Below are 16,964 nucleotides of genomic sequence, written 5' to 3' on the forward strand. Positions count from 1 at the left end.
TCTTTTTGTTGGTTTCGGTCGGCCTCTGCATGAGCGCGTGGGTGGCAGGGGTTTATGTGATCGGACACGAGATCCGCTAATCGGTCGGCATACGACCAGTGCGGAACCACGCTTCGGAACCACGGTCCGCAATGTGGCGAAAAGAGAAGACAATCCAAGAAAATACGGATTCTATGTCCACATGGAGCGATTGGCATGCCAGGCTAGCTGCGCCGCTTCGAGGTGAAGCATTGGAACGTGACGCCGAACTTGTCCTTCACGACGCCGTAAGCAGGGCTGAAGTGAAAGGCGCTAAGCGGCGTGATCATTTCGCCGCCTTCTCGAAGCGCATGATACATGCGCGTGGCCTGCTCGACATCGGGGGTCGTAATGCAGACCGTGAGCAGGTCTCCTTCGCGCGGGCTTTTTCCGGGCTCGGAATCGGCGACCATAAGTTGGGCCTCTCCGATTTTTAATTCGCTGTGCGCGATCCGATCCTTAACCGCTTCCGACATCGAGTTGTCCGATTCGCCGGGGCCAGCGCCGAAAGTCTGACTGAACGTCACTTCGGCACCAAGCGCTTCGACATAAAAATCGATGGCTTCTTTGGCACGACCGTCTAACTGGATAAAAGGAACAAAATGAATGCTCACTGAGATCAGCTCCTTGGCTTTTATGGGGTCACCGATCCGGCGTCCTCAAAGCCAGCTTACCCGCTAATAGTGACAACTCTTGTCATCGATGCAAAAAAACCGAGAGCTCAGAGCTCGTCGGTTTCTTCGTAAGAAGCGAGAATTGATTTCAGCAGTCCCGGGAAGCGCGATTCCAGATCCTCTTCGCGAAGGGACAACAGCCGTTGCGTGCCGTGCGTTCGCGTACGAATGACGCCTGCTTCGCGCAGCGTACGGCTATGGTGAGAGACGGTGGACTTGGCGATCGGCAGCTCGATATCGCCGCAGGCGCGTTCGCCGTTCTGTCTTAGCTTGTAGACCATCATTAAGCGAACCGGGTCGCTGAGCGCATATAATACGGAAGAGAGCTGAATATCCGCTGTATCTGGGTGGAAAAGCGGCTTCATGAGGCGGAGCCCTCCTTTGATTAGATTCGTAATTGCATTTTATCATAAGGAATGTTATATTTCTATCGTTCGATGATTATAGAACAATAAAACAATGAAATAAATGAATGGAGATGAACCGAATGAACGCAAAGAAAGCGGTGAGCGGCGCTGCTGCGATGGAGGAAGCACCGTCATTTAAATCGGAAAAGGTCGCGACGCTTATCCTTGGCCTAGCCATGGTACTCGTTATTATGAATACGATGATGTTCAATCTCGCGCTTCCCGATGTCACGCATGACTTTATGCTGTCGCCGTCGAGCGCATCCTGGATCGTGACCGGTTATTCCATCGTATTCGCGATCGCCTCGATTACTTACAGCCGCCTGTCGGACTACGTGCCGATCCGGCGCCTTGTGGTCATTAGTCTGCTGCTCTTCGGTCTTGCCGCGATTATCGGTCTGTTCGCGAATAGTTTCCTTATGCTGCTAATCGTACGGATCGTGCAGGCGACCGGCGCAGGCGCGATTCCCTCGCTGGGGCTAGTGCTTATCAGCCGGTACGTGCCGGTGGAGCGCAGAGGCGCCGCGATGGCGATCATTATGTCCGCCGCTTCGCTTGGCCTTGGCTTAGGCCCAGTTGTAGGCGGAGCCGTCGTGCAATATCTCGGCTGGCATTTCCTGTTCGCCGTCAGTGCGCTAACGCTGATCCTCGTGCCCGTGCTGGCGATCGTGCTGCCGAGAGAAAGCAAGGGTGCCGGTTCGCTCGACTTGCCGGGCGCCCTGCTGGCCGCCGTCAGCACGACAGGCCTGCTATTGTTTTTGACGAATCACCAGTGGTACATGTTAGCAGGCGGCGCGCTGGCGCTCGTGCTGTTCGCCGCTCGCATCCGCACGGCCCGTTATCCGTTCGTGCTGCCGGCGCTTTTCGCGAACCGCAAGTACCTGCTCCTTAGCGCGGTCGGCGTGGCGGCGTATCTGTCCAGCTTCGCGACATTGTTCCTGCTTCCGCAAATACTCGTTCATCTCCATGGTCTTAGCGCGATCGAGTCCGGCCTCGTGATTTTCCCGGGCTCGCTGCTCGCGCTCCTGATGTCTCGCAAGGTCGGCGGCATCATCGACCGCAGCGGCAACTCGGCTATTATCCGTTACATCCCGGTGCTTATTCTGGTCTCCGTCGCTTTGTTCGCGCTGCTGTCCGGTACGTCGTACGTGTCGATCCTGTTGATCTACATGCTGCTCAGCCTTGGCTTCACTTTTATGACCAGCAGCATCTCCAACGAAATGTCGCGGCTGCTGCCCGTCTCGCAGATCGGCTCGGGCATGGGGCTGTTCCAGCTCCTTCAGTTCGTAAGCGGCGCATTCGGCGTGGCGCTGTCCGCGAGCGCGATCGACTGGCAGAAGAGCCTGCCGCTGCATGAAGCGTACAGCAACATCTATTGGGGGCTGGCCGTTGTCGTGCTGCTGTCCATCGGCTGCGCCTCCCTCTACCTCCGCGGCAGAAGCGCGAAGCCCGTACTCGCCTCGGCCGTGCAAGCGGAACGCCCTTAAGCTATAGTGGTAGCATAAGGGAGGTTGGGCAATCGTATGGACATCCGTCATTTGACGCTCGCGGATTTCGACGAGCGGATCGCATTATCCGAATTCGCCTTTCAATTTAAGCTGCCGCCGGACCGGCGGGAGACGGAACTCCGTTACTTCCGGCCGGAGGAGCATCTAGGCGCCTTTGACGAACAAGGGAAGCTGCTGTCGGCGCTGATCCTGCTTCCGTTTCGCGTATGGGTGAACGGAAGCAGCATGGAAATGGGCGGCATCGCGGGCGTGGCGACCTGGCCGGAAGCGCGTCGGCATGGCTGCGTGTCCCGCCTTTTGCATGCATCGCTGGCGAAGATGCGCGAGCAGGGTCAGACGGTCAGCATGCTGCATCCGTTCGCTTTTCCCTTTTACCGCAAATTCGGTTGGGAGATGACCTGCGAGCGCAAAAAATACGAGCTTGAGCCGCGTCATTTTCCGGCGAAACGGAGTGCGCCCGGAAGCGTCGAGCGAATCGCGCCTAATACGGCGGCTGTCTCCGACCTGTATGCCAAAGCAGCATCGCGGTATACAGGCATGCTGGACAGGAGCGAGGAATGGTGGACGCGCAAACGCTGGACCATGCCCGGACTGCTCGCCTTGTACCGCAACGAAGCGGGCGAACCCGAAGGTTATATTCATTATCAAGTGGAAAATCGGGTCATGACGGTGCTCGAATGGGTGTCCGTTACGGAAGCGGCCCGCAGCGGGCTATGGGAGTTTGTCGGGAACCACGATTCCATGATCGACCGGCTTCTAATGACGGTGCCCATGGACGATCCATTGCCGTTTCTGGTCGCCGATCCCCGCTTTAAGCAGGAGACGCATCCGTACTTTATGTCGCGTATCGTAGATGCTGAAGCGTTCGTATCCCAATACCGGTTCGCGTCCGGGCCTGAAGAGACGCTGCTGATCCGCCTGCAGGATGCGCATGCGCCCTGGAACGACGGCATGTTCCGTATGGCGCTCGGGACGGACGGCAAGGCGACGCTGTCTCGCGCGGAAGAGGAATCCGCGGCATCGGTCACGCTGGACATTCAGACGCTGACCGCGCTGTTGTTGGGCGGGCGCCGTCCGGGGCTGTTAACCGAGGCGGGAAGGCTTTGCGGAGATTCGGAGCTCGTCGGTCTGCTCGAACGGCGCGTGCCGAGATACGAGACGTTCCTGATGGACTTTTTCTGAGGGATCGAGGAAGGCGCAATGCCAATCGCCACAGAGTCGGCGTGGTTTGCGCCTTCTGCGTTAGAGCCTTAAGGCTTCGGTCGTTTGGCGGCTTCGTATCGGTCGACCGCCTCCTGGACGAGATCCCTGCCCGGCAGCTTCGAATTGATGCGCAGCAGGAGAACGATCACGACAACGATCAGAACCGTATTGACGATGGCCATTAGATCACCGCTTTCCGTTGATATTTATAATGTAAATGATAACCAGGCCGCTGAATAGAGAAAAGCGGCAACCTGCGAACGTTAAAAGGGCCCGAATCGGTGCATACTGAGAAGGAGAGCGACCGATATCCCGGTTCCAAACCGGAACGGCTTGAAGGGTTGCATTTTATTATAAAGCGCGTATAATATGGTTATAGTCAAAGAAAGTCAAAGTCAGAAGTCGAAGCCGTTCTCCGGAAAGGGGGTTAGGCTCTTGCTATGCGCAACATATCCGACCTGATCGAGCATTATCTAAAGCAGATCTTGCAGAGCAGCGCAGGCTCGGTCGAGATCCAGCGGGGAGATCTGGCGGAGAAGTTCTCTTGCGTGCCTTCTCAGATCAACTACGTCATCAGCACGCGGTTTACGCTCGAAAAGGGGTATAGTGTAGAGAGTAAACGGGGGGGGCGGGGGCTACATCCGCATCCAGCGCGTGGACCTTCCTTCGCTGGAAGCCGTTCAGCGTCTGCTGCATCAGAGCGCAGGCAGCCGGATCGACGAGAACAAAGCCAACGGCTTGATCTATCAGCTTGAAGAAGCAGGGATCGTCACTGCCCGGGAGGCGCATCTGATGCGTACCGCGCTTTCGACGGAGGCATTGCCGCTCAAGCAGCCGCTGCAGGACGAGCTGAGGTCCAACCTGATGCGAGTCATGCTGTTGGCGCTTCTCGCGCGTTAGAATCGGCCATTGTCCAAGTTCGCGAACCTTTAGCCGTGGGGAGGAGATCAAGTTGTTATGCCAGGAGTGCGGCCAGCGGCCGGCTACGCTTCATTTTTCGAAGTACGTCAACGGAGAAAAGACGGAGCTGCACATATGCGAGGCATGCGCCAGGGAGAAGGGCGAGCTCATCCCCGGCACGCCGTCCGGCTTTTCCATCCACAATCTGCTCTCCGGCCTCATGGACTTCGACCCCGCCGGACTGTCCAGCGCCAAAGCGCAAGTCCAGCAGCAGCGCTGCGAGGGCTGCGGGATGACGTACGGTCAATTCAGCAAGCTCGGCCGGTTCGGCTGCGCCCGCTGCTACAAGCAGTTCGCGGAACGGCTTGATCCGCTGCTGAAGCGCGTGCACGGGAACACGGTCCATGTCGGCAAAGTACCGAAGCGGGCCGGCGGACTGGTCAGGCTGCGCCGCGAGATCGACGGCTTGAAGCGGGAGATGCAGACCCGGATCGAGGGCGAGGACTTCGAGTCCGCCGCCGATCTGCGCGACCGCATCCGCGAGCTCGAGCGCGAAGTCCAGAACGGTTAGGGGGGCACGGCACATGGGTAATCGGAAATATACCGCGGAGGCGCTGAGCCCCTGGATGAAGGAGGATGCGCCGGATCGCGACGTCGTACTCAGCAGCCGGGTCCGCATCGCCCGGAATTTGCGGCATCTGCCGTTTCCGATGATGGCCAGCGCAGCCCAGGCGGCGGAGGCGATGGACCGGCTGCTTCTCGTGAACGAGAGCGGAAGGCTGAACGGCCTAGGGGAAGTCAGCAGCGTGCGGCTGTCCGAACTGAGCGAGCTGGAGAAGCAGGTGCTGGTGGAAAAGCATCTGATTAGCCCGGCGCTGGCGAACCAAGCCCAGCATGCCGCGCTGATGCTCGGCCCCGGCGAAGACGTCAGCCTGATGGTGAACGAAGAGGACCATTTGCGCATTCAATGTCTCCATGCGGGATTTCAATTGAAGGAAACCTGGGATATCGCGAGCAAGATCGACGATATCTTCGAGGAGGCCGTCGACTATGCCTTCGACGAGAAGTACGGTTTCCTGACCAGCTGTCCGACCAACGTCGGCACGGGCATTCGCGCATCGGTCATGATGCATCTGCCCGCGCTCGTCATGACGGGACAGATCAACCGGATCCTGTCGGCGGTCACGCAAGTCGGCCTGGCGGTCAGAGGCATGTACGGCGAGGGCAGCGAAGCGACGGGCAACCTGTTCCAGGTGTCCAACCAAATCACGCTCGGCCAGTCCGAGACCGAGATTATCGATCATTTGCATGCGGTCGCCAGGCAGATCATCGAGCACGAGAAGGCGGCGCGAGCGAAGCTGATGGGCGAGTCGAGATTAAAGGTCGAGGACCGGATCAAGAGGTCGTTCGGCATTCTGAGTTATGCGGCCGTCATCGACGCGAAGGAAGCTTCGCAGCGACTGTCGGACTTGCGGCTCGGCGTTCATCTGGGCTTGCTGCCTGGCGTGGACGAGGGCACGCTTAACGAGCTGCTCGTCTCGATTCAGCCTGGATACTTGCAGCAGGCTTACGGCGAGGCGCTTAGTCCGGAGCAGCGGGACATGACCCGCGCCCAAATGATCTCGTCCAGACTGGCAACTCATGCCTAAATCATCTATTCTTATATTATACGGAGGAGGTGCTGTCTCATGATGTTCGGACGATTCACCGAACGCGCACAAAAGGTTCTTGCATTGGCACAGGAAGAAGCGGTGCGCCTGGGACACAACAATATCGGCACGGAGCATATCTTGCTCGGTCTTATTCGCGAAGGCGAGTCCATCGCCGCCAAGGCGCTGATCGCGCTGGGCCTCGGTCTCGAGAAGATCCAGGACGAAGTCGAATCCCTCATCGGACGCGGCCAGGAGCAGCCGACCAACATCGCTTACACCCCGCGCGCGAAAAAGGTCATCGAGTTGTCGATGGACGAAGCGCGCAAGCTCGGCCATACGTACGTCGGCACGGAGCATATCCTGCTCGGCCTCATCCGCGAAGGCGAGGGCGTGGCGGCACGCGTGCTGAACAACCTCGGCATCAGCCTGAACAAAGCGCGCCAGCAGGTATTGCAGCTCCTCGGCAGCAGCGAGAGCGTATCGCAGAATCACGGGCCTTCTAACAACGTAAGCACCCCTACGCTCGACGGCCTGGCACGCGACCTGACGGCGAGCGCGCGCGACAACAATATCGATCCGGTCATCGGACGCGCCAAGGAGATCGAACGCGTCATCCAGGTGCTCTCCCGCCGGACCAAGAACAACCCGGTCCTCATCGGCGAGCCCGGCGTCGGCAAGACGGCGATCGCCGAGGGCCTGGCGCAGCGCATCGTGAACAACGAGATTCCCGAGACGCTTCGCGACAAGCGCGTCATGACGCTCGACATGGGCTCCGTCGTCGCCGGCACGAAGTATCGCGGCGAATTCGAAGACCGCCTGAAGAAGATCATGGACGAGATTCGCCAAGCCGGCAACGTCATCCTGTTCATCGACGAGCTGCATACGCTGATCGGCGCGGGCGGGGCTGAAGGCGCGATCGACGCATCGAATATACTGAAGCCGGCTCTCGCGAGAGGCGAGCTGCAGTGCATCGGCGCGACGACGCTCGACGAGTACCGCAAGTATATCGAGAAGGACGCCGCGCTCGAGCGCCGCTTCCAGCCGATCACGGTCGACCAGCCGTCGCCTGAAGAAGCCATCCAGATCCTGAACGGCCTGCGCGACCGCTACGAGGCGCATCACCGGGTCAAGATCACGGACGACGCGATCGAAGCCGCGGTCAAGCTGTCCGACCGCTATATCACGGACCGCTTCCTGCCGGACAAGGCGATCGACCTGATCGACGAAGCGAGCTCCAAGGTCAGACTGCGCTCGTACACGGTACCGCCGAATCTCAAGCAGCTCGAAGCGCGCCTTGAAGATATCCGCAAGGAAAAGGACGCCGCCGTACAGAGCCAGGAGTTCGAGAAGGCTGCCGCGCTGCGCGACACCGAGCAGAAGATCCGCGAAGAGCTGGATTCTACCAAGAATACCTGGAAAGAAAAGCAGGGCCGCACGGATTCCGAGGTGACGCCGGACGATATCGCCCAGGTCGTCGCGAGCTGGACCGGCATCCCGGTCGTCAAGCTGGCGGAGGAAGAGACCGAGCGCCTGCTGAAGCTGGAGAGCATCTTGCACGACCGCGTCATCGGCCAGGAGGAGGCCGTCAAGGCCGTCGCCCGCGCCGTACGCCGCTCCCGTGCCGGTCTCAAGGATCCGAAGCGTCCGATCGGCTCGTTCATTTTCCTCGGGCCTACGGGCGTCGGCAAGACCGAGCTCGCGCGCGCCCTGGCCGAAGCGATGTTCGGCGACGAGAACGCGGTCATCCGCATCGACATGTCGGAGTACATGGAGAAGCACTCGACCTCCCGTCTCGTCGGGGCGCCTCCCGGATATGTCGGCTACGACGAAGGTGGCCAGCTCACCGAGAAGGTCCGCCGCAAGCCTTACTCGGTCGTCCTGCTTGACGAGATCGAGAAGGCGCATCCCGAAGTGTTCAACGTGCTGCTGCAGGTGCTGGAGGACGGCCGTCTGACCGATTCCAAGGGCCGCACGGTAGATTTCCGCAACACCCTGATCATCATGACGTCGAACGTCGGCGCCGACCAGATCAAGCGCAATTCCTCGCTCGGCTTCACCGCCGTGCAGGATGCGGGCAAGGACTACAACAACATGAAGGATAAGGTGCTGGGCGAGCTGAAAAAGTCGTTCCGCCCCGAGTTCCTGAACCGGATCGACGAGACGATCGTCTTCCACCCGCTCGCCGAAGAGCACATCGCGCAGATCGTCACGCTCATGGCCGACGATCTCAAGAAGCGCCTCGTCGAGCACGACGTCAAGTTCGAGCTGACCGAAGCGGCCAAGAGCTTCCTCGCCAAGGAAGGCTTCGATCCGGCTTACGGCGCGCGTCCGCTGCGCCGGGCGATCCAGAAGCATATCGAGGATCGTCTGTCCGAGGAGCTGCTGCTCGGCAAGATCTCGAAGGGCGACTCGCTCGAGATCGACGAGAAGGAAGGCGCGCTTGTCGTGAACAACACCAAGCCGTCGTCTCCCGAAGAGAGCGAAGCGGTCAAGAACAACGGCTAATTCAATTGCCTGCAACGTCCGCGCCTGCGGAACACTCGTCAGAGTCGTTCCGCAGGCGTTTTTGCGTTGATTGGCGTTTTGCAGGGAGGCCTATCAAGCATAATGTCGATTGCGCGGCGCCCTCGCAGCGCTTATGATCTACATAGACTAAAGCGAGGTGGAAGGAATTGCCGATCAAAGTGCTGATCGCCGACGACAACTCATTTATCCGCGAGGGAATGAAAATTATTCTGACCAGCTTCGAGGAGTTCGAGGTCGTGGGGGCGGTAGAGGACGGCGCCCAGGCCGCCGCCTTCTGCGAGGCGCACGCGCCGGACGTGGCGCTGCTCGACGTTCGCATGCCGAACATGAACGGCGTGGAGGCGGCGAGACTCATCGCGGCGAACACGAAGACCAAGCCGCTCATTTTGACGACCTTCGACGACGAGGAATACATTCTCGAAGCGATCAAGGCGGGGGCAAGAGGCTACCTGCTGAAAAATAACGATCCGGAGCGGATTCGCGACGCCATCAAGAGCGTGCACAACAACCATGACGTGCTTCAGGACGTCGTCCTGGACAAGATCAAGGCGCAGCTCGCGCAGGGTGCATCGCCGCAGGCCGCGGCGCCGGCGCGCGCGCCCGCGCCGTCCGCAAAGCCCGGCGAAGCGATCGACCGCAGCCTGTTCACCGAGCGCGAGCTCGACATCATGGCGCAGATCGCCCGCGGATTGTCGAACAAGGAGATTTCGCGCAAGCTGTTCATTTCCGAAGGCACGACGGCGAACTACATTACGTCGATCTTGAACAAGACGGGCCTCGAGCACCGCACGCAGATCGCGATTTACTATCTCACGGGCGAGGCCCGCGTGATGGAAGAGGAGTAAAAAAGCCGATGGAGCTGTGGCTGCTCGGGAGCAAATCCGCTCTGCTGCTGTTTATCGGATACATGTTATACGGGACGCCGCACGACGATTCGTTCCGGCCCGCCTATATGCTTGTCCTGCTGATCTATACGTGCCTTAGCTTCGGCATCCCGCCCCTCAGGCGCATCAAAATGGCGTCGCTCGCGGTGTCGGCGCTGTCCGCCGCCCTCGCGATCTACGGCGCGCTGGAGCTGCACCCGGTGTTCCTGCTGCTCGCCGTCCCGAACTTGTACGAAGCGGCTTGGGGCGTCGGCGCCGACAACTGGCAGACCGCTGCCGTACTGGCTGCGGCGGCCTGGCTGCTGCCCGCGCAGAACCGGCCGGTCTACGCGCTGGCGTCGGCGCTGTGCTTGATGCTGTACATGTCCACCTGCGCGCTGCACAAGCGCCTTGCCCTTCGAGAGGAGGAGCGGGACAAGCTCCAGGACGATGCGCGCAGGCTCACCCGGGCGCTCGCGGACAACGAGGAGTACGCAAGGCAGTCCGAATATACGATCAAGCTGGAGGAGCGGGGACGGCTGTCGCAGCAGATCCACGACGAGATCGGCCACTCGATGGCCGGCGCGCTCATTCAGATGGAGGCGGCCAGGCGGCTGCTCGATTCGAACCGGGCGAAGGCAGAGGAGCTGCTGGGCAATGCGATCGTCATCTCCAAGGAAGGGCTGGAGCGCATCCGGCTGACGCTGAAGCAGTCCAAGCCGCCCGCCGAGCAGCTCGGCATCGGGCGCCTGCAGCTGTTCGTGGACCAGCTGTCGGCGAAGCAGGACATCCGGGCGACATTGAACTACGCCGGAGACCTGGATACGATCACCCAGCTTCAGTGGCGCATCATTCAAGCGAACGTCACCGAGGCCGTCACCAATTCGCTCAAGTATAGCGGCGCGGAGTCGATCGCCGTCGAGGTGCTCGTCCTGAACAAATTCGTCAAGGCAGTCGTGCGCGACGACGGACGCGGGGCGAACAAGGTGGTCAAGGGACTCGGCATCGTCGGCATGGAGGAGCGCGCGGCGTCGGAGGGCGGCACGATCATCGTCGACGGCTCGCGCGGCTTCAGCGTGACGACGCTGCTGCCCGTGCGCGCGGGCTCATGAGATTCTCATGAGCGATTCATATGAGATTTCTCATGCCAAAGGATGAACTTATGCACTGACATAAGGGCGTCCTTTTTTTTTATGATGAGATTAACAAATGAACGACGGGAGCGAATGCGCGATGAACATTATCGAGATCGGCGGACTGACCAAGAAGTTCGGGGACTTCGCGGCGGTGGACAATATGTCTCTCAACTTAAAGGAAGGAGAGATCTTCGGCTTCCTGGGCGCGAACGGCGCGGGCAAGAGCACGACGATCAGCATGATCGCCTCGCTGCTCCGCCCGACGAAAGGCGAGATCAAGTTTCTCGGCAAAAACATCGCCAAGCACGCCTACTTCGCCAAGATGAATATCGGCATCGTGCCGCAGGACCTGGCCATTTACGAGGACATGACCGCTTTCGAAAACGTGAGATTTTTCGCCGGGCTGTACGGCTTCCGCGGAAACGAGCTGAAGGCGCGGGTGGAGGAGGCGCTTAGCTTCGTCGGACTCGGCGACAAGCACAAGGAGCTCCCCAAGAACTTCTCGGGCGGCATGAAGCGCCGGCTCAACATCGCTTGCGCAATCGCCCACAGACCGAAGCTGATCATCATGGACGAACCGACGGTCGGCATCGATCCTCACTCGCGCAATTACATTTTGCATTCGGTCAAAGAACTGAATCGCATGGGATGCACGATTCTGTATACCAGCCACTACATGGAAGAGGTCGAAGAGATCTGCACGCGAATCGCGATCGTCGATCACGGCAAGATCATCGCGGACGGCACCAAGGAGCAGCTCAAGGCGATCATCACGGACTCCAAGGAGATCTGGATCGACGTGAAGAGCGTCGAAGGCCTGAGTCAAGAGAGGCTCAAAGAGATCCGCGGCGTTCTGAGCGTCCGAATCGAAGAGCAGCGAATCAAGATCCAGTCCCGCGCCGAGATCGCCAACCTGAACGACATCGTCCAGCAGCTCATCCGCGACGGCATGGAGATTCGCGCGGTCGAGGAGCAGGCGCCGAACCTCGAGACGGTATTCCTGACGCTGACCGGCCGCAATCTGAGAGATTAAGGGGGGACGAGAACGTGAACACGCTGCATATCGCAAAAAAAGAAATCGTATCGGCGCTGCGCAACAAGTCCACCTTCCTCTTCATGCTTGCCTTTCCGATCGCGCTCATGCTCATTCTGGGCTTGGCATTGTCCAACGCCTTCTCCGGCAGCATCGAGATCGGCGACATCAAGATGGCGTACAAGATCGATCAAGCTAGCCCCGCGCTGGCAGCGGGCTGGGAGAGCTTCGCCAAGGCTGCCGAAGAAAGCGGGGTCTTGATCGAACCGCTGCCTGCCGGACAGGACGGCAAGCAGGCCGTCAAGGAAGCGCAGTACGCGGCTTACGCCGACGTCTCCGACAAGGGGATCGCTTATTACGACAACAGCCGGAGCACGGTCGAGAGCAACATCCTGCAGGGCATGCTGAGATCTTTTGCAGACCGCTACAATCTGGAGGCCGCCTTCGCGAGCGCAGGCGCATCCTCTCAAACGAACGGCAGCGGCCAATCGCCCGCTCAACTGGTGAAGGCTACGTCGCTCACGGCAGACAGTCAGCCGAATTCCATGGACTACTATGCGGTCGCGATGACGACGATGATCGCCTTGTACGCGGCGCTTAGCGCCTCTGCGCTCATCGAGACCGAACGGACCCGCCACACGATCGTCCGGCTGGCCGCAGCGCCGGTGTCCAAAGCGGAGATATTCGCCGGCAAGGTGCTTGGCAGCACCGTCATCAACGCCATCTTCATCGTCGCCGTCATGCTGATCAGCCATTTCGCCTTCGGCGCGAACTGGGGGGATCATCCGGTGCACGTCCTGCTCGTTCTGATCACGGAGGTGCTCATGGCCATCGGCTTCGGCCTCGCGGTCGGCATGATCTTCCGCAGCAAAGCGTCGCATTCGTTCTTGCTCATCTTTATCCAGATCGCCTCGTTCGTAGGCGGCGCATACTTTCCGGTGAATGACTTTACCGGCTTTATCGGCGCCGTATCCTACTACTCGCCGCTGCGCTGGAACAATGCCGGCGTCATCGAGACGGTGTTCGGCGGGGACACCGCCCCCGCTCTGATGGCCGCAGGCTATAATCTCGCGGGCGCCGTCGTCCTGCTCGCCGTATGCATGTTCTTTATCCGCAGAAGGGAGACGATCTAACCGTGAAAACGATCCTCTGGCTCATGGCCCATACTTTTCGGAACACCTTCCGCAAACGCTCGAATATGATTTTGTTTCTGCTGCCCGTCGCCGGCGTTCTGATATCCGCCGCGCTCTACGGCAACGCCGGCGGCGCGGGTCTCCGCATCGGCATCGTGCAGCAGGACGGCGCGGACGCCGTCGGCCGCGACGTCGCCGCCTTCATCGGGGCGTTGGACGGCGTCAAGATAACGGATACGTCGGATGCCGACCTGAAGGACCGGATCGCTGCGGGCAAGCTGGACGCGGGCATCGTTATCCCGGCAGGGTTCGGGGAGACGCTCAAGGCAGGTTCGCCGCAGCAGCTCGAGCTGCTGTCCGTCAAAGGCGCGCAGGTGACGGCTTATGTCCAGGCCATGCTGGACGGCTATCTGAACAACGTCGCTTCGATCGCCGCAGAATCGAAGGGAGACAAGGCGCGCTTCGAGCAAATCTACGGCGATTATTCGCAGGGCAGCTTCAAAGTGAGCCACGAGCTATTGAACGACGCGTCCAACGTCAAAGACACGACGTATCAATCGCTCGGTTTCCTGGTGGCCTTCATCATGTTCTCGTCCGTCAACATGTCGGAGATGATCCTGCGCGAAAAAGAAAATCGCACGTTCCTGCGCCTCCTCTCTTCGCCGGTCACCGCCCGGTCGTACGTCGCGGCGAACGTCGCGGTCAATATCGTCGCCATGGTATGCCAGATCGCCTTGACGCTGACCTTTATGCGGGCGGTGCTCCATATCGACTCGGGCGTACCGGTCATGCAGCTCGCGCTGGTCCTGGTGCTGTTCGGCCTCGGCGCGATCGCGCTGTCGCTGCTTATCGTCTCGCTCTCCAAGTCCAAAGGCCAGTCGAGCGCGCTGCAAAATCTCATCATTACGCCAACTTGCGTGCTTGCCGGCTGCTATTTCCCGATGGACATCATGCCTGACGCCATTCGCAAGATCGGCGCGTTCCTCCCGCAGCACTGGCTGCTCGACACGGTGAACCGTCTGCAGCATGGCGACAGCTTCGGCAGCCTCTACATGAACCTGCTCGTGCTGGCCGCCTTCGCCGCCGCCTTCGCCGCGATCGCCATCTTCCGCTTCAGCCGCAACAACGATACGAGGACCTTCGTTTAAAAACGATCCCCACTCCCAGTCCGCCGCCAGGGTCCCCCCCCTCGCGGCGGATCTTTGCGTAGGCGGGGGGAACCGGACTTTAACCGGGTAGAGTAAGTATGATACACTTCTTGTAACTAGCGAATTAATGAAGGGAATCCCATGGCCAAGCTGAAAATCAAGTTCGTCTGCACCGAATGCGGCACCGAATCGCCCAAGTGGATGGGCAAGTGCCCGGGGTGCGGCGCATGGAACACGATGGTGGAAGAAGCCGAGCCGGTCGTCAAGGCGAACGTCGGCCGCAGCAGCGAGCTGACCCGGACGAAAGAAAAGGCCCAGTCCATCATACACATAGAAAGCGGCAAGGAGCCGCGGATCCCGACGGGAAACGGGGGAGCTCAACCGCGTGCTGGGCGGCGGGCTCGTGCCGGGCTCGCTGCTGCTCGTCGGCGGCGACCCCGGCATCGGCAAGTCGACGCTGCTGCTGCAGACGTCGAACGCGCTCGCCGGCCAAGGCCTGACCGTGCTGTACGTGTCCGGGGAAGAATCCGTCCGGCAGACCAAGCTTCGCGCCGACCGGCTGGGTGCGCTTAGCGAGCGTCTGTTCGTGCTGTGCGAGACGAACCTGGACCTCGTCGAGCAGTCCATCGAGGAAGTGAAGCCGGACTTTCTCGTGATCGATTCGATTCAGACCGTTTACCGTCCCGACGTGCCGTCCGCGCCGGGCAGCGTCGCGCAGGTGCGCGAATGCACTGCCCAGTTCATGCGCATCTCCAAGCAGGGCGGCGTCGCGACCGTGCTCGTCGGCCACGTGACCAAGGAAGGCGCCATCGCCGGCCCGCGGCTGCTTGAGCACATGGTCGACTGCGTGCTCTACTTCGAAGGAGAACGCCATCATTCGTACCGTCTGCTTCGCGCGGTCAAGAATCGCTTCGGCTCCACCAACGAGATCGGCATCTTCGACATGTCGGAGGACGGACTGCGCGAGGTGTCGAATCCTTCCGAGCTGTTTCTCACCGAGCGCCCGCTCGGCGTGTCCGGCTCGACGGTCGTCGCGAGCATGGAAGGGACGCGGCCCGTCATGGTCGAGCTGCAGGCGCTCGTCGCGCCAACGCACTTTCCGTCGCCGAGGCGGATGTCCTCAGGACTCGACCACCATCGGATATCGCTCGTGATCGCGGTACTCGAGAAGCGAATGGGCATGTTTTTTCAAAATCAGGATGCCTACGTGAACGTCGCCGGCGGCATCAAGCTGGATGAGCCGGCGGCGGACCTGGCGGCCGCGGTCAGCCTGGCTTCGAGTTTTCGCGACCTGGCTACCAAGCCCGACGACGTCGTCTTCGGAGAGGTGGGGCTTACGGGAGAGGTGCGGGCGGTCTCCCGCGCCGAGACGCGCGTCAAGGAAGCGCTCAAGCTCGGCTTCAAGCGGGTCATCCTGCCCGAAGCGAGCATGAAGGGCTGGCAGCCGCCCGCGGGTATCCGGCTGGTACCCGTCAAATCTGTGGCCGAAGCGCTCAAGGCGGCATTGGAATAGGGGGGGAACGGATCGCGTGACGAAAGAGATCAAAGACAAAGAACGCGAGCAGCAGGACGTCATGAACCAGCTGCTGCGGATAGTCGCGCCGGGCACGCCGCTGCGCGACGGACTCGAGAACGTGCTGCGCGCCAAGACCGGCGCGCTCATCGTCGTGGGATACGGGCCGGAGGTGATGGAGGTCGTCGACGGCGGCTTTTCCATCAACTGCGACTTCAGTCCGAACTATCTGTACGAGCTCGCCAAGATGGACGGCGCGATCATCCTGAGCGAGGACGCCAAGCGGATCTTGTACGCCAACACGCAGCTGATTCCCGATCCCTCGATCTCCTCGATCGAGACGGGCATCCGGCACCGCACCGCGGAGCGGGTGGCGAAGCAGACCGGCCAGCTCGTCGTCTCCATTTCCCAGCGGCGCAATATCATCACGCTGTACCAAGGCCAGTTGCGCTACGCGCTCAAGGACATGGCGGTCATCCTGACCAAGGCGAACCAGGCGATCCAGACGCTGGAGCGGTACCGGGCGGTCTACACGCAGACGCTGACGGACCTGTCGGCACTGGAATTCGAGAATCAGGTGACGATGCACGAAGTCGTCTATGCCCTGCAGCGAGCCGAGATGGTGCTGCGCATCCGGATGGAGATCAAGCGATACGTGCTGGAGCTGGGCAACGAAGGCCGTCTGATTAACATGCAGCTGGAGGAGCTGGTCGGCCATGCCGAAGAAGAGGCTCGCCTGTTGCTCAAGGACTACGCCAAGGAAGCCTCCGAGGAGCGCATTCGCGAGATTCAGCACGCGCTCAAAAAAGCTGAGTTCCGACGAGCTGCTGGATTCGGTGCTGATCATCCGGCTGCTGGGTTACGTGTCGCTGAGCGCCGTGGCCGAGGAGGGACTGCCTTCCCGCGGCTATCGGATCCTGAGCAAAGTCTCGCGGCTGCCGGCCGTCATCATCCACAATCTCGTCGATCGCTTCGGCGCGCTGACGCATATCGCCCAAGCTTCGATCGAAGAGCTCGACGAGGTCGACGGCATCGGAGAAGTCCGCGCCCGCGCGATCCGCGACGGACTCAAGCGAATCCGGGATCAGGTGTTCATTGACAGACAGATATAGGCATCATACAATGGGGAATGTTGCCTGCGGAGACGATATCTGCATCCGCTTGCAGCCGGCTCTTAGACTCAGCCCGCCTGGGCCATGTCGTCTCAAGCGTTGGCGATCGGCTCGATCGGGTATAGTAAAGTAGAGGTG

The 16,964-nt window shown here is 60.4% G+C and carries 13 protein-coding genes and 3 pseudogenes; 13 read left to right on the forward strand and 3 right to left on the reverse strand.

The window, feature by feature from the left end; all coding sequences use genetic code 11:
• Positions 1–203 precede the first annotated feature (203 nt).
• Both OMP38_RS30290 and OMP38_RS30295 read right to left on the reverse strand, forming a co-directional pair.
• Positions 204–632, reverse strand: coding sequence for a VOC family protein (locus OMP38_RS30290; protein WP_277568424.1), 429 nt, complete (start codon positions 630–632; stop codon positions 204–206).
• 107 nt (positions 633–739) lie between these two features.
• On the reverse strand, positions 740–1,057 hold the full coding sequence (locus OMP38_RS30295) for an ArsR/SmtB family transcription factor (RefSeq protein ID WP_277568425.1): 318 nt from the start codon (positions 1,055–1,057) through the stop codon (positions 740–742).
• A 122-nt stretch (positions 1,058–1,179) separates the two neighbouring features.
• Here OMP38_RS30295 and OMP38_RS30300 point away from each other — a divergent pair, with 122 nt between their 5' ends.
• Both OMP38_RS30300 and OMP38_RS30305 read left to right on the forward strand, forming a co-directional pair.
• Entirely contained in the window at positions 1,180–2,586 is a 1,407-nt protein-coding gene (locus tag OMP38_RS30300; RefSeq protein WP_277568426.1) for an MFS transporter, read from the forward strand.
• Between the two features lie 36 nt (positions 2,587–2,622).
• Positions 2,623–3,789: a GNAT family N-acetyltransferase gene (locus tag OMP38_RS30305; protein ID WP_277568427.1), complete on the forward strand. Its 1,167-nt coding sequence runs from the start codon at positions 2,623–2,625 to the stop codon at positions 3,787–3,789.
• Positions 3,790–3,857: 68 nt separating this feature from the next.
• Here the strand turns inward: OMP38_RS30305 and OMP38_RS30310 are convergent, their stop codons facing one another.
• Positions 3,858–3,992, reverse strand: a complete 135-nt coding sequence (locus OMP38_RS30310) for a hypothetical protein (RefSeq protein ID WP_277568428.1) — start codon at positions 3,990–3,992, stop codon at positions 3,858–3,860.
• 258 nt (positions 3,993–4,250) lie between these two features.
• Between OMP38_RS30310 and OMP38_RS30315 the strand changes: the two are divergent.
• The 11 genes and pseudogenes from OMP38_RS30315 to disA all read left to right on the forward strand — a co-directional run bounded on the left by OMP38_RS30315 (position 4,251) and on the right by disA (position 16,826).
• Positions 4,251–4,710, forward strand: a pseudogene (locus OMP38_RS30315) (CtsR family transcriptional regulator).
• Positions 4,711–4,762: 52 nt separating this feature from the next.
• The gene (locus OMP38_RS30320; RefSeq protein ID WP_277568429.1) at positions 4,763–5,281 is read left to right on the forward strand and encodes a protein-arginine kinase activator protein McsA; all 519 of its coding nucleotides are present in this window, start codon (positions 4,763–4,765) and stop codon (positions 5,279–5,281) included.
• Between the two features lie 13 nt (positions 5,282–5,294).
• Positions 5,295–6,359, forward strand: coding sequence for a protein arginine kinase (locus OMP38_RS30325; RefSeq protein WP_277568430.1), 1,065 nt, complete (start codon positions 5,295–5,297; stop codon positions 6,357–6,359).
• A 39-nt stretch (positions 6,360–6,398) separates the two neighbouring features.
• Positions 6,399–8,867 (forward strand): ATP-dependent protease ATP-binding subunit ClpC, encoded by a 2,469-nt coding sequence (gene clpC, locus OMP38_RS30330; RefSeq protein ID WP_277568431.1) that lies wholly within the window; start codon positions 6,399–6,401, stop codon positions 8,865–8,867.
• A gap of 167 nt (positions 8,868–9,034) precedes the next feature.
• Entirely contained in the window at positions 9,035–9,733 is a 699-nt protein-coding gene (locus OMP38_RS30335) for a response regulator transcription factor (protein ID WP_277568432.1), read from the forward strand.
• An 8-nt stretch (positions 9,734–9,741) separates the two neighbouring features.
• A complete protein-coding gene (locus OMP38_RS30340; RefSeq protein WP_277568433.1) occupies positions 9,742–10,863 on the forward strand; it encodes a sensor histidine kinase in 1,122 nt (373 codons plus the stop codon).
• A gap of 121 nt (positions 10,864–10,984) precedes the next feature.
• Positions 10,985–11,920, forward strand: coding sequence for an ABC transporter ATP-binding protein (locus tag OMP38_RS30345; RefSeq protein WP_277568434.1), 936 nt, complete (start codon positions 10,985–10,987; stop codon positions 11,918–11,920).
• A gap of 14 nt (positions 11,921–11,934) precedes the next feature.
• The gene (locus tag OMP38_RS30350) at positions 11,935–13,053 is read left to right on the forward strand and encodes an ABC transporter permease (protein ID WP_277568435.1); all 1,119 of its coding nucleotides are present in this window, start codon (positions 11,935–11,937) and stop codon (positions 13,051–13,053) included.
• Between the two features lie 2 nt (positions 13,054–13,055).
• Positions 13,056–14,201, forward strand: coding sequence for an ABC transporter permease (locus tag OMP38_RS30355; RefSeq protein WP_277568436.1), 1,146 nt, complete (start codon positions 13,056–13,058; stop codon positions 14,199–14,201).
• 141 nt (positions 14,202–14,342) lie between these two features.
• Positions 14,343–15,714: pseudogene (gene radA / locus OMP38_RS30360) on the forward strand (DNA repair protein RadA).
• Positions 15,715–15,775: 61 nt separating this feature from the next.
• Positions 15,776–16,826, forward strand: a pseudogene (disA, locus tag OMP38_RS30365) (DNA integrity scanning diadenylate cyclase DisA).
• Positions 16,827–16,964: the final 138 nt, after the last annotated feature.

The organism is Cohnella ginsengisoli (assembly GCF_029525555.1).
Taxonomy (GTDB): Bacteria; Bacillota; Bacilli; order Paenibacillales; family Paenibacillaceae; genus Cohnella; species Cohnella ginsengisoli.